General features: G+C 38.4%; 11 protein-coding genes. All 11 read right to left on the reverse strand.

Annotated features, from left to right (window positions below; genetic code table 11):
- Positions 1 to 50 precede the first annotated feature (50 nt).
- The 11 genes from H4J57_RS02655 to H4J57_RS02705 all read right to left on the reverse strand — a co-directional run bounded on the left by H4J57_RS02655 (position 51) and on the right by H4J57_RS02705 (position 14,195).
- Positions 51 to 1,061: a YCF48-related protein gene (locus H4J57_RS02655; protein ID WP_182241872.1), complete on the reverse strand. Its 1,011-nt coding sequence runs from the start codon at positions 1,059 to 1,061 to the stop codon at positions 51 to 53.
- A 135-nt stretch (positions 1,062 to 1,196) separates the two neighbouring features.
- Entirely contained in the window at positions 1,197 to 2,573 is a 1,377-nt protein-coding gene (locus tag H4J57_RS02660; protein ID WP_182241873.1) for a DUF1329 domain-containing protein, read from the reverse strand.
- 23 nt (positions 2,574 to 2,596) lie between these two features.
- Positions 2,597 to 4,645 (reverse strand): DUF1302 domain-containing protein, encoded by a 2,049-nt coding sequence (locus tag H4J57_RS02665; protein WP_182241874.1) that lies wholly within the window; start codon positions 4,643 to 4,645, stop codon positions 2,597 to 2,599.
- Between the two features lie 323 nt (positions 4,646 to 4,968).
- Positions 4,969 to 5,184 (reverse strand): DUF2835 family protein, encoded by a 216-nt coding sequence (locus tag H4J57_RS02670; protein WP_182170154.1) that lies wholly within the window; start codon positions 5,182 to 5,184, stop codon positions 4,969 to 4,971.
- Positions 5,185 to 5,191: 7 nt separating this feature from the next.
- Positions 5,192 to 7,756, reverse strand: a complete 2,565-nt coding sequence (gene pepN, locus H4J57_RS02675; RefSeq protein WP_182241875.1) for an aminopeptidase N — start codon at positions 7,754 to 7,756, stop codon at positions 5,192 to 5,194.
- A 112-nt stretch (positions 7,757 to 7,868) separates the two neighbouring features.
- A complete protein-coding gene (nhaC, locus tag H4J57_RS02680) occupies positions 7,869 to 9,371 on the reverse strand; it encodes a Na+/H+ antiporter NhaC (protein WP_182241876.1) in 1,503 nt (500 codons plus the stop codon).
- A 237-nt stretch (positions 9,372 to 9,608) separates the two neighbouring features.
- Complete coding sequence (prc, locus tag H4J57_RS02685; RefSeq protein WP_182241877.1) at positions 9,609 to 11,645, reverse strand: carboxy terminal-processing peptidase; 2,037 nt, start codon at positions 11,643 to 11,645, stop codon at positions 9,609 to 9,611.
- Between the two features lie 17 nt (positions 11,646 to 11,662).
- Entirely contained in the window at positions 11,663 to 12,466 is an 804-nt protein-coding gene (gene proQ, locus H4J57_RS02690) for an RNA chaperone ProQ (RefSeq protein ID WP_259366774.1), read from the reverse strand.
- Between the two features lie 28 nt (positions 12,467 to 12,494).
- Positions 12,495 to 12,785 (reverse strand): hypothetical protein, encoded by a 291-nt coding sequence (locus H4J57_RS02695; protein WP_070376584.1) that lies wholly within the window; start codon positions 12,783 to 12,785, stop codon positions 12,495 to 12,497.
- Positions 12,785 to 13,261 (reverse strand): GAF domain-containing protein, encoded by a 477-nt coding sequence (locus H4J57_RS02700; RefSeq protein WP_070376583.1) that lies wholly within the window; start codon positions 13,259 to 13,261, stop codon positions 12,785 to 12,787. The genes H4J57_RS02695 and H4J57_RS02700 overlap by 1 nt, the downstream gene beginning before the upstream one ends.
- 145 nt (positions 13,262 to 13,406) lie before the next feature.
- The gene (locus H4J57_RS02705; protein ID WP_182241878.1) at positions 13,407 to 14,195 is read right to left on the reverse strand and encodes an SIMPL domain-containing protein; all 789 of its coding nucleotides are present in this window, start codon (positions 14,193 to 14,195) and stop codon (positions 13,407 to 13,409) included.
- Positions 14,196 to 14,198 lie beyond the last annotated feature (3 nt).

Genomic DNA, 14,198 nt, shown 5'->3' on the forward strand with positions numbered 1-14,198 from the left:
CTTCATCTGCTTCAGTGGAATTGGTGGTAAGCGTATTTATCGATTTACTTTTATTTTAACTTAGTCAGTGCAATGACTTTAAGACCAACTTCAGAAACAATGACTAACTGGTTATTAAACCAAACACCGCTAATTAACGCTTTACCGTCAGCTTGAATATTTAAAGAGAAGCTAACGCCATCATCGTCACTTTTTAAAATAACACCATTATTTCCTAAGACAAAAATACTACCGTTATCACCGAGCACTATCGAATTTAATAACGCTTGGGTATTGGTATTAATATGTTGCCAAGGTCTGCCACTTTTTAAACTGCGAAAAATATTACCGCGCAAACCAACAACTAATAAATTTCCTTGCTGAGTGCGAGCAATATCATTAAATGAACCTTGATATATTTTATCAAACGGCAACCATTTTTCTGCAAAATCATTGCTTTTAGCAATTAAACCTACTTCACCAACCATATAAAGAGTACGACCGTCTTTAAAGATACTATTGAAGTGGGCAAGTATACTGCCTTGTTCATCTAAATAAGCCTCTTCATCTTGTTCTTTTAATTCTTCTAAGTAAGCGAGATCTTCAGGGAATAGAAATTCACCATGAAATTCAAATGTCCAATTTTCACCGCCATCACTGGTGCGGTATTGCTGACCATATGCGCCTATCGCTATGCCTTCATTTTTATCTTTGAAAATAATATCGAGTAAAGGTTTTTGCTTAGCGGGTAAGTATTGTTGTACTTGCCAATTTTCGCCACCATCACTAGAAAATAATATAGTTGCATCATGTCCAACAGCCCAACCATGAGTAGCATCAATAAAATATACTGCAGTTAGGGTTGAACGAACGGGAACGTTAGCTTGACGCCATGTAATTGCGTCGTTTGAAAGTAAAATATGACCACGTTCACCTACAGCGACAAGCTGCTTATCGTTGATTTTAAAAATATCAAGCATAAGTGATTTACTGGCTAAAGGTGCTTGCATAGCAGGAAGTTGCTGTGAAAAAGCATTAAGGAAGAATAAAGTGCTAAAAAGGAAAGCCAACAGACGTTGCATAAAGAAGAATTCTCATTCGTTAATAATTAAAGTGTTACTTTTATCATATCATCCATGACATTGTTAAAGTTTCTTATCTTTTAAAGTATAACGGCTGACCGTTGTCAGCCGTTATAAATGTTTAAAACCTAGCGGTTATCTGCGCCCTTCACGTCTTAATGCTGAAGAAGTAAATGATATATCATCTAACTCAGCTGAAAAGTCATACATTTTAGCTTCATTATCTAAGCCCATTGCTATGTAGCGACGAGACTGTAAATCATGGAACACTTCAAGTGTAGACCATTGTGTAGGAACTTCGTAATAATTCAAACCATGGGCAACACCAACACGATATAACTCGTCACGGTTATCGTAAATATCGGTTACCGCAATTTGCCAGCTATCTTCATCAATAAAGAAAACACGTTTTTTGTAAGTATGGCGTGTATCTGATTTTAAGTTAGCTTCGACAACCCATACACGATGTTTTTCATAACGAACATGTTCTGGGTTAATGTGGCCTGGCATTAAAATATCCGCATATTTTAATGAGTCGCTGTGTAAACGATAATCATTGTAAGGGATCAATAATTCCTGTTTCCCTTTTAATGTCCAGTTGTAACGGTTTGGTGCGCCGTTAAACATGTCGAAATCATCTGTGGTACGTAATCCATCAGACGCTGTACCTGGCGTGTCATAAGCAACATTTGGTGCACGGCGAACACGACGTTGTCCGGTGTTGTATGTCCAAGCTTGGCGTGGTGTTTGTATTTGGTTCATTGTTTCATGAACTAATAATGCGGTACCCGCTAAACGTGCTGGTTCAGTTACTTTTTGCTTAAACTTAAACAAAATATTTGTTTCTTTAAGTTTATCTGCTGAAGCACCTTTAACCCCATATGGGATCATCAGCTGATCGTCAAAACCTAAATAAGTATAATCACCAGAAGCGGTCGGAGCTGCTTGACCCCCTTCTCGTGTTAAAGATTCACCACGATAACGTAAAATGTGATTCCAAATAGCTTCTAAGCCATCTTGTGGTACCGGAAATGGGATACCAACAGCCGCGTTAACAATACCATTACCGCCTTCAACTAATTCTGTACGTCCGGCATTATCAATACTTGCTTGATAAACATGCTCAGGGTAAGAAGCTGAACGTCTTGATTGGTAAACATTCATTTTATAAGTATCAGGGTATGTTTCAAATAACTTGACCTGACCCGGCGTTAACATGGCTTTATATTCACCCACGTTAGCGGCAGTGATCGTGTATTTTACTTTGTCGGTAGAAAATGGGTCTATATGGTGATCACCAACGGTATAGCCAGCAGGAACAGAAGTAATACCACCGTTCCATACAGGAATAGAACCGTCTTTATTGGCCGCACGCACTGCGCCAATCGGTGTTAGTTCTTTACTTAACTTTGCGACCTCAGTCGATGAAACTTTAGCTAAAGTTGCTGTTGACACAATAGCCAAACTTACTGCAACTGAGGCTAATGTTAATTTTTTTAGTGAATTTTTCATAATATTGCTCATTAACTTAGCCCTTATATTGAATATTTAATGCTGAATGAAATGTAATCGCGGTCTGCTATTTGATTGGTTGTACCTACGCCATCCCAAAAACCGTTATAGTTAATGTCTGCTGACCAGCGACTTTGGTAATTAAAGTTAATACCTAAAGCGACAGACTTACGTTTTTCAACAAATAAGAATAATGGATCTGGTGTGGTACCTTTAACATCATGAGAGAAAACCACACGTGGTGAAATGTTAATACCAGCGATAACGTTATTAAAGTCTAACTTAGCAATTGCACGGTAACCCCAAGCAAATGCGTCTGGGAACGGGTTAGTTTCAACACCGTCCTGAACTGCCATTTCTAAACCTTCTTTACCGGCAATGCCACCGCTACGTGCAGTACCCGGACCATTTAATCGTAATACGTCTTGGTCAGGCATGTCTTGCAGGTTAATACCACCCACTTCAACTAATGTTGTTAACTGGCTGGCACCAAATGAAGGACCCCAAAGATGCGTTAGCGTTGTTTGTGCTTGCAAAGTATCTGACAGAACAAAACCATCAGCATGTTCGCCGCCCTGGAATATTGGCATTTGAGAAATACCATCAAGCTCAGTGCGACCTTGATCATTCGCTAGTTGCTGTGGCATTGCAGCAAACAATAACTCAACATCGTCAATTTGCAACGGCTCATCTTGGCGGTAAGTAATTTCACCGGCAACAGAAGTTGTGCCTAAAACGGTATTAAAGCTCATCGCATAAACTTTAATGTCTTCTACATAATCAAGTTCTACACGAGAAAATGCTTTCAAATTTGTATAATTTTCTTCAGTAATAGCGCCTGAAAGTAACATACCAATATCATGGCCAATAGCTTCGTTACTGAAATCAGCAGTAACACCAGCAAATATTGGGCGACGGCTATGGTAATTCATGTGATAAAGACTGATTTCGGTGTCGTTGAAGTCAGGTAAAAACCATGATAAACGAAGACCATACTGGCCACCATCTTCAGGTTCATTTTCTGCATCATCTTGACGAAGTGTAATTTTCGTTGGAAAAGCGCCTAAATAGGCTGCGCCGATACTTTCAGCAGGAACAGCGCCAGCAGCAATAGCACCACTAAGAGTATTTAAACCTTCAATAAGATAATCTAAGTCCATATCAGGGTTACTACCAAAGCCTAACTGAACATTATTAAATTGACCACCGTCACCAGCAAAGTCATTAGTTGAGAAGTAGCTACCAGGTGCTGGTAACACTGTTTTTTCCCAGTTGTACTGGTAGAAGGCTTCAATATTGAAATTCTCAGAAACACCGAGTGAACCCCAAATTGCACCGAAAGGAATAAAGGCTTCTTTCAATTCTGAACCAGGAGCACGAAGACGAGCGATATCAACAGGGTTTAACTCACTAATACCGTGAGAGATTAAAGTACTTTCACCCCAGCTGATCACTTGTTGGCCGACACGAACAGAAAGCGGCATGTCACCTACAACGAAATCACCATAAACGAAAGCATCAAGTAATCTTACGTCATTACATATTTGATCACTTGCTTCACCGTCACGACAAGGATCGTTTCTAACCTCTGATAAAGGATTAGTCCACGCTCGGTCGCCGTCACTCATTTCAAAATCATAGAAATACATGCCACGAACGAACAAACCAAAGTTTTCATAACGAACTTCTAGTTCGTGTGAACCTTTGATTATCTGAGAAAAGCTATCACCGGCGTTATAGTTAAGGTTAGCGTTATCACCATTGGTTGAATAACCGCCTTTTCCATTCCATACCGTTGCTGGATCAGGATTTGGATTTAATGATGGGTGATAATTACTAAAATCAAAACCATTATTTAAATTGTTTGATTTACCAACATTATCATTCCAGTTGCGATCTTCTACACGCCAACTTTGACCGTAACTAAACGTTGAATCAAAAGTAACGTCGAAGTTGCCTAATGTAAAATTCTCTGCTTGTGCTTGGCTTACTGTCGCTAAACAAACAAGCGCAGCGGTTATACTGGCAGCTAAAGGTTTTTTATAAAACCGATTGCGAGGGCTATATTTCATTTATTCTCTCCCCAGAGCGTGTAGATTATATTTTATTTTTATCATCGCTACTTACTATTTGAAATAAGTGGTCTAAAACAATAATTGCATCATTTTATCAATGGTGCAAGAGGTAAAAACAATTGATAATACCCTGTGTTTTAATGACTTCTAATCAATAAAAAGCGAATCAGACACTAGCGTTTTAAACAAGCGTTTAAAACAAAAAATTCTTCATATAGATTTTAACAAGTAGTTACTTGTATTAAGTGTTACAGCGAAACAAGCCAATAGCCTTCAAACACATCAAATGGTCCGACCACTGTTTAAAGCTAATACTCTAATCATGCCATTTTTGTCACAGATAAAAATTTATTATTTTCAGTTTCTAGACAAAAAAGCCCCTTAATACCTGTAGATAATAAATATTTTCGCATATGCATTGCCGGAAATTGTACCCGCACTCCTTGAGTTGTAGTAACAACCATCTGCTGAGCTTTACCTTCATAATAAGGGAAAAACTCAGCAGTGGTCATATTTATTGAAAAGAAATATTTCATAAAAGAGTTAGCTCGCTAAGGCCGCATCAAGTTTTTCTTTTAAGTCTTTTGATAAGTTTTTAAGTGTAGTCAACTTCTCTAATTCTGCGCGCATCAATTCCTGTCTAGATAAATCAAAAGATCTAAATTGAATTAAAGGCGTAATGAGCCTTGAAGCCACCTGTGGGTTTATTTCATTCAACAAAGCGATTTGCTCTGCGAGAAACTGATAACCCTGGCCTGACTGACAGTGAAAATAACGCGGATTATTAACGCTGAAGCTACCCACTAATGAACGTGCCCGATTTGGATTCTTTAAGCTAAATAACGGGTGAGTTAATAAGTTACCCAATGAAGTAAAAATATCTTCGCTACATTGTTGAGCCGCAAGACTAAACCACTTATCCATGACTAATGCTGTACTCTGCCATTTTTTTTCAAAATGCTGTAACTGCCCTGCTAAGTCAGCTGAGTTGTTTTCAGCTGAGCAGACTAATGCTGCCAAAGTATCAGTCATGTTATCTGACGATTGATATTGTTCTACTACCTTGCTCTTTTGATGCTCAAGTAAAGAGAGGTAAGACAAACAAACATTTTTTAGTGCGCGTTGGCCAACTTCTTCACCATCATATTTATAGGCAAAAGATTTATTGGCAATAAAGGCTTTCTCAAAACTAGCGGTTAAGCCGGTCACTAAAAATAACTTCACTGCGGCAATAGCATTAACTACTTTGATTGGATCAACCTGAGCTATTTCTGCGACAACTTCGTCAAAGCTAGGCAATGATAATTGTTCGGCTTTAAAGGAATTATCGGTATTTGCGTCAAAAATAGCTTGATAAGTCGTTAATAAACTCTGTGGCAGAACAAAGCTACTGTCATCGACTAGCGCTTTAATATAATTCAACATCAATTGCTGACCAGCGTCCCAACGACAAAACTCATCATCGGCAAAAGCCATAATGGTTGCCAGCTCTTTATCTGTTTGCTTAATCGTAAGCTTCACCGGCGCTGAAAAATCTGCCAATATCGCTAGCACAGGTTTATCAGCAAGATTGTCAAAGGTCCATGTTTGCTGCTCAGTGGTTAACTCAAGTAACTCACGTCGGATCACTTTATTGTTTTCGATAAGTTCAATAGCAACAGGGATATGTAATGCTTTACCCTCGCTACCGTCTTTTTGATTTGGATTTTTCTGGGTCAAGGTTAATTGATACTGTCCCTTTGAATAAAGCTCATTTACAGATAATGTCGGCGTACCCGACTGATAGTACCAGCCTTTAAATAAATCAAGGTCAACACCCGAGGCATCTGACATCGCATTAATAAAGTCATCACAGGTCACGGCCATACCATCGAAGCGAGCAAAATATAAGTCCATGCCTTTTCTAAACTTAACTTCTCCTAATAAGGTGTTAATCATGCGGATGACTTCAGCACCTTTTTCATAAACGGTTAAGGTGTAAAAATTATTCATCTCTAGTACTTTTTCAGGACGAATAGGATGAGCCATAGGTCCGGCATCTTCAGCGAACTGTTTTGAACGCAGCAATCTCACATTTTTAATACGGTTTACTGCAGCACTGTGCATATCAGCGCTAAACTGCTGATCACGAAATACTGTTAAACCTTCTTTTAGACTTAACTGGAACCAATCGCGGCAAGTTACCCGATTACCCGTCCAGTTGTGAAAATATTCATGACCGATCACAGCTTCAATATTAAAGAAATCAGTATCGGTAGCACTCTCATTATCTGCTAAAACAAATTTAGAATTAAAAACATTTAAGCCTTTATTTTCCATCGCCCCCATATTGAAGAAGTCGACGGCTACAATCATGTAGATATCGAGGTCATAAACTAAACCAAAGGTTTCTTCATCCCAAAGCATCGATTTTTTTAGTGATGCCATAGCATGGTGAGCTTTAGGTAAGTTACCTTTATCCACAAATATCTCTATTGCCACATCGCGTTTATCTTGGGTGGTAAAGGTATCAACAAGTAAGTCAAAATCACCAGCAACCAGAGCAAATAAATAACAAGGTTTTGGATGAGGGTCATGCCAACAAGTAAAATGTTTCCCTTGCGGTAAATCACCCTCTGCAGTTTTATTGCCATTTGATAACAAATAAGGGTAACGCTTTTTATCAGCAATGACTTTGGTTGAAAAGGTCGACATCACATCAGGACGATCTAGGTAATAGGTTATACGTCTAAAGCCCTCGGCCTCACATTGTGTACAAAAAGCGCCGCCCGACTTAAATAAGCCTTCGAGTGAGGTGTTATTAAGTGGGTCAATTTCAGTCACTATAGTTAGTGTTAATTCATCAGCGCTAATATCTAGGGTTAACTGTGTGTCACTGACCTGATAATAACTTTCAGGCAAGTCTTGATGATCAATTTGCAGTGAAATAAGTTTCAATTGCTCGCCATCAAGCACTAATTGCTTAGCCTCTTTATTTTCACGTTTAATCGTCATAGTGCTGGTTACTATGGTTGCCGTGTCAGCAAGTTCAAAGGTCAGATCGACGGTGGTAATAGAAAAATTTGAAACTTGGTAATCAGATAAATAGCGCGCGGTAAAGTCAGTCATGAGCGTTTCCTTTTTGAAAATATAAAGCCTGTAAAAACAGGCTTTATATTAAGTCGATATGAAGCGTAAATAAAGGATGAATATCCTCTTTTTATCGCAATGTTCTTTGATGTTAGCTCTTTATCGCTTCGTCACTGTTTGTTGCTAACATTTTAATTTTAAAACCGGTGTAACCATAAACGATGGCAAGCACCGGGTTAATTAAATTAAAAAAGCAATAAAAAATATAATCGTATGATGTTAATGCCAACGCGCCAAACATAAAGGCACCACAAGTGTTCCATGGAATTAACGGTGAAGTAATAGTGCCTGAATCTTCTAACGTACGACTTAATAGTGTTGGATGAAAACCTCGGCGTTTGAATTCAGCTTTAAACATACGACCAGGCATAACTATCGCCATATATTGATCTGCTGTTATTAAGTTAGTACCAATACAAGTTGCAACAGTGCTGGCGATTAAGCTTCCCGTTGATTTAGCTGTTGAGAGAATGGCTTTAACAAATTTATTTAGCATACCTAAATGCTCTAACACGGCACCAAAACTTAAGGCACACATTACCAACCAAATCGTGTTTAGCATACTCGACATACCGCCACGACTAAGCAACTCATCAATTTGTTTGTTGCCGGTGTTAACCACTACGCCATCAAAAAATGCTGTCCAAACCACGGTTATATATGCTTTAACGCCACTAACGCCTTCTGCAGCCATGTTTAAAATAAGCTCTTGCTGAAAAACTAACGCCCAAACAGCGCCAATTAAAGCGCCAATCGCCACAGCAGGAAATGCCGGTACTTTTTTAAAGGCTAAATAAAGTAAGATAAAAAGTGGGATAAGATTAAGTATAGAAATATTATAAGTTGCATCTAGTGTGGTCAACAAGGCATCAATACTTGCGGTGTCTCCAGTTACATTTGAAGAGTGATCAAAGCCAATAATAAGAAACAGCACCAAGGCTATGCTAATAGAAGGTATGGTGGTCCATAACATATATCGAATATGTTCAAATAATTCACTGCCTGCTACTGCAGGAGCAAGGTTAGTCGTTTCAGATAATGGCGATAATTTATCACCAAAATAAGCACCTGAAATAACAGCTCCCGCCGTAACCGCGGTCGACATTTCAAAACCGTTAGCAATGCCTATAAAGGCAACACCGACCGTTGCCGCTGTAGTCCAAGAACTGCCAATACTCATTGCGACAATACCACAAACTAAACAGGCAGCGGCGTAGAACCAACTAGGGTCAATAATTTGTAAGCCATAATAAACCATCGTAGGCACAGTACCAGACAGTAGCCAAGTTCCTATTAATGAGCCAACCGCTAACAGTATTAAAATTGCCCCCAATGAAATAGAAATACCACCGACAATTGACTTCTCAATCGACTGCCACGAATAACCATTCTTGATACCAATCACAATCGCTATACCCATAGCGAGTAATAAAGCAATTTGATTTGGACCATAAGAGGAGTTGTCAGCAAAATACCAAACGGCTGTTGTTAACATAACAACTAATGCAAAAATAGGAATTAACGCATCTAGCATGCTCGGTTCTTTGTGGGTGTTGATTACTACGGGTTGATTGTCTTTTTCTGGCTCTGTCATGTGCGATGCCGACCTTAAGTTTTTTATAGTTATAATTTTTAATGTTTATATCGTTTTTATTAACGATTTATAATATTTTTCATTAGGAAAAATAGTACAACGCTAATCAAGCTGATATTAATCACAAACCCCTAAAAGTCAGGGTAACGCATATAGGCTAATCTATAGAAGAAATTGAGTTTAGCTTTTATCTTACATAAAAGCCGCAATTAAGCGGCTTTTATGAGTGGGTAATAATTATTTTTTAGCGACTTTACCCAGCGAGATTAAATCAAAAGTGATCTTAGCCGTTTCATCTAAAAATGGATCCAATTCTTCTAACTCATCAGGTAAGTCTTCAAGTGATTTCACTTTTTCTTTACCCATCACAACTAATCGTTCATTAACACGAATAAGTTGCTTCCCTTTTCGTTCTTCACGTTTTGCTTTACGTTCATCTAACTTAAGAGAAATAGTTTTATCGTCTTTCTCTTTTTGATAAACCGCAATATCATCAAGTAAGTAATTAAACTCACGATTGCCTTTAACACGCTCACTATGCAGTGAAGTGAGGTACGTTAAGTCAGCAGATAAGTTACCTAATGCTTGATATTTTGCCTTAGGGATTTGATCCCAAGGTAGTGCATTTTTCTCTCGACTTTCTCCCCAGTCTTCTGGGTCAACAGCCGTTGGAAAAGAAATATCGGGTAAAACACCTCTATGCTGAGTACTACCACCATTGATACGGTAAAACTTAGCGATGGTAAATTGAATACTACCTAATGGATTGTCATAAAGGTCATAAACTCGCCCTAGTCCACGATGTTGCTGAACAGTACCTTTACCAAAGGTATGTTCGCCTACGATTACCCCACGACCATAATCTTGAATCGCTGCGGCAAAAATTTCAGAAGCAGAAGCACTGTATCTGTCAACCATCACGGTTAATGAGCCATCATAAGAACTGACTCCGTCATCATCACTATTAACTTGTACTCGGTTTGCACCATCACGTATCTGGACAACGGGGCCTTTATCAATAAATAAACCCGTTAATAATGTTGCTTCACGTAACGAACCACCGCCATTACCACGTAAATCAATAATAATACCAGCGACTTGTTCGGCTTTAAGTTTATCGAGTTCTTTGTTCACATCGCGCGATAAATTATTATAAAAACTAGGTATAGTGATAATGCCTAATTTTTTAGACTTTTCATCACCTTTAGTTTCAAAATACACTTCAGACTTTGCCGCTCTGTCTTCAAGGACTATTTTATCACGAACAATCGTAACAACTTTAATAACGGCATCATCTTCCGCTTCCGCTGGCAAAATTTGCAAACGAACTTTGGTGCCCTTAGGTCCTTTAATGAGATCTACAACATCATCTAAACGCCAACCGATAACATCTTCAAATTTATCATCGTCTTGCGCAACACCGACGATTCGGTCTTTAGGTTTTACTTCGTTTGATTTGTCTGCCGGTCCACCGGGGACAACGCTATTGATAACCGTATAGTCTTCTTCAGCTCTAAGTACCGCACCAATCCCTTCAAGAGACAGATTCATGTCCATTTGAAATTTTTCAGCATTTCTTGGTGATAAATAAGAGGTGTGAGGTTCAACAACGCGAGCAAAGCTATTCATGACGACTTGAAAAACATCTTCACTTTCACTTTGTTTTAATCTTTTAATCGCATAACGATAGCGTTTGCCTAAAACTTCTTGCACTTTAGGCCATTCTTTACCCGCTAAGGTTAAATTTAGAGCGTCGTACTTAACTTTTAAGCGCCATAACTCATTTAATTCTGCACTATCTTTTGGCCAATCAGCTTCTTCACGGTCGAAGTTATAAACTTCGTTTACAGTAAAGTCGAAAGGTTCTTTTTCTAAAAGGCTTAATGCATATTCATAACGCTCGGCACGTCTTTGAAGGTTTAAGTTAAATATGTCATAGGCTATATCTAACTTTCCACGAGCGATTATCTGATCAAATTCAAGACGATGCTTTTGAAAGTCTTCTATATCGGTCGCTAAAAAAACATTTCGAGCATAATCAAGTTGTTTTATATAACGGTCAAATATTTTTTCAGAGAGCGCATCATCCATGTCAACTTTCGAGTAATGGGCTCGAGTAAACTGCGCAGTAACGCGTTTACTCGATGCTGCATGCTGGCTTTCAGGAGCCAATATGGGTAGCGATTCTACCTTATCAAGATTTTCGACAGCAAAGATGTTCATTGCTGATAGCGACAAAGAAACGGCAATTGCGATACGACAAATTTTTAGCATGCCCAAAACACTCCAATTTATTCAGTAAATATATTTTTAATTTGTGTCTTAACAACCATTCCTGAATTTAATTGTACACTCACATCTTTACCAGCAACTTCAGTGATAACAGCGTTCATAGGCGAGTTGCCTAATTTAACTTTAACGCTTTTACCAACAACGACTGCGCTGTCTTCAACAGGAACAAGTTTAACTTCTGCTTTAGTATGCGTCGATTTAGTTGATTTTACCGACTTAAACTTAGCTTGTTTTTCTTGCTTTGCTTCTAGGTTGTGAGCAGACGGTTTTGCTTCAGTAGGATTGTCTGACTTATTAAGCTTAGATCCTTTATAAGGCTTTTTGCTTGCTTTGTCGTGTTTGTTTTTGTTACCAAATTTGTCTTGGCTTTCTTTTAGTGTCTTACTGGCATAGTCAGCTTGCTCTTGATCTATCTCAGCAGAGTCATTGCCATCGATATCAACACGAAAGTTACCCAACTTAACCGCTTTCAAATAACGCCAGCTGCTAGTGTAATGTCTTAATGCTTGGCGTAAGCGAGTTTTACTTACAGTGCCATCTTCCGCTAAATTTACAGACAAATCTTGAAAGATGCCGATTTTAAGCGCTTTAGCTGGACCATCAACCGAGAAACACTTTGGAAATTTATCCGCTAAATAAGCAATAATTTCTTTTGTGCTTAACCGTTTAACTTCAGTTTCTTGCTCTGCTGCTACTGGTGTTTGTTGTGCAACGTCAGTATCAACTGCAACGTCAGTAGTTACTTCAGTTTCAGTATTACTCATTTCTGTTTTGCTCACTTCGTTTACTATTTTAGTGTCCATAAATACAACTTTTTAAAAATTCTTAAATCTAAGAGGTTAAATCTTGAAGGTACTGTTCACGGTTATCCAACAAATGTTGGCACCAGTCATAAATATCTTCACTATCTATGTCAGGTAGTGATTCTTGGCAAATCCAAGTGTCCCAAACCAAAGATAATAATTGCGCTAATATCTCTGGTTCAATATCTTCTTCGGCTAAATCATAAATCAGATGATAAATTTCATTTATTCGTTCGGCAACGAATTCTTCTTGGCCATCCCAGTCACCGACAATACTTTCGCTAACGAGATAATCATGAATAACGATAATTTCTTTCATTAGTTTAACACGCCATGCTTGATGATCATATTTTCAAATAAATTAATTATTGCTTCCAAACCTTGTTGATCAATTTCATCAAAATGATCATAGGCTGTGCTATCTATATCAAGGACAGCAATAATATTGTCACCGACTTTTACCGGAATAACAATTTCTGAATTACTACTTGCATCGCAAGCAATGTGACCATCAAAAGAATGAACATCGGCAATACGCTGTGTGGTGCTTTGGCTAACTGCTGTGCCACAGACCCCTGTGCCAACAGGAATACGAATACAAGCCACTTTACCCTGAAAAGGCCCTAAAACTAGTTCATTATCAATTAAACGATAAAATCCAACCCAGTTTACTTGTGACAAGTGCTCAAAAAGTAAGGCGCTGATATTTGCCATGTTAGCAATAATATCAGGTTCATCGCTGATTAAGGCATCAACTTGTTGGTAAAGTTCTTGATATAAATCATTTTTATTCATAAATACCGGTATTCTTATGTTTATCAAAGATAAGTGATGGTCAAAAAACGCATAACATAACCCGATAACCCGCGAAGTTAAAGCAATTATTACAGATTTTATGCACTTTTAACTTATATTGCTGCAAATTAGCTTAACTGCCGCTTTATTTCTCGGTTTTTATAGCAAAAGTAACATTCACTTGAGCAACAACATTATTTTCTGCTACTTGTGAATTAAAACCGCCGTTACTTCTACCTGCCACACCATAAGTGTTTGGTGTGTGATAAGCAGACTCAGTCAAATTTGAGATTTTACCTAAGGTAACGCCCATTTGCTTGGCAATAGTGATGGCTTTTTGATGCGCATTTATTAAGGCATTGATCAGCGCTTGTTGATACAAAGCTTCATTGTTTATTATTGAAGTTTGCAAAGCAGAAATTCGATTAACACCAATTTTTACAACATTATCGAGTAATTGGTCATAGCGCGTAAAGTCGGTAAAAGTCACTTTTATGGTACGAGAGACTTCAAAGTAAACTTTTTCTTGCTGAGCCGCTGAGTTATCTGCTAATTGATGACTATTAATAACCGCTTTCGTGTTGCCTTTTTCGAACTCTCCTTGATTAGGCAACCTCTGATGAACGATTATCGCTGGCACATCAGCCGGTATTTCATAGCGGGGAATTAATTCTAATCGAGCGGATTCAATAGCAGACTCAGCAATGCCCATTGATAAATACATCTGGGTCACTAACTGGCTTTTGTGGTCAACCAAGGCTTTAGCTTTGCTGGCAACATTGCCGCGTTGGCTAACCGTCACCGTAAAAGTAAACTTGTCAGGCTTTGCACTAACCGACCCTTTACCAATGACTTCAATACCCTGAGTCGTGTATTGCTCTGCTGTGATAGATAATGAAAATAAACTGCTCATAATAACGAGTAGGTATTTCATCTT

Origin of the sequence: Colwellia sp. BRX8-7 (assembly GCF_014077275.1) — a bacterium.
GTDB lineage: Bacteria > Pseudomonadota > Gammaproteobacteria > Enterobacterales > Alteromonadaceae > Colwellia_A.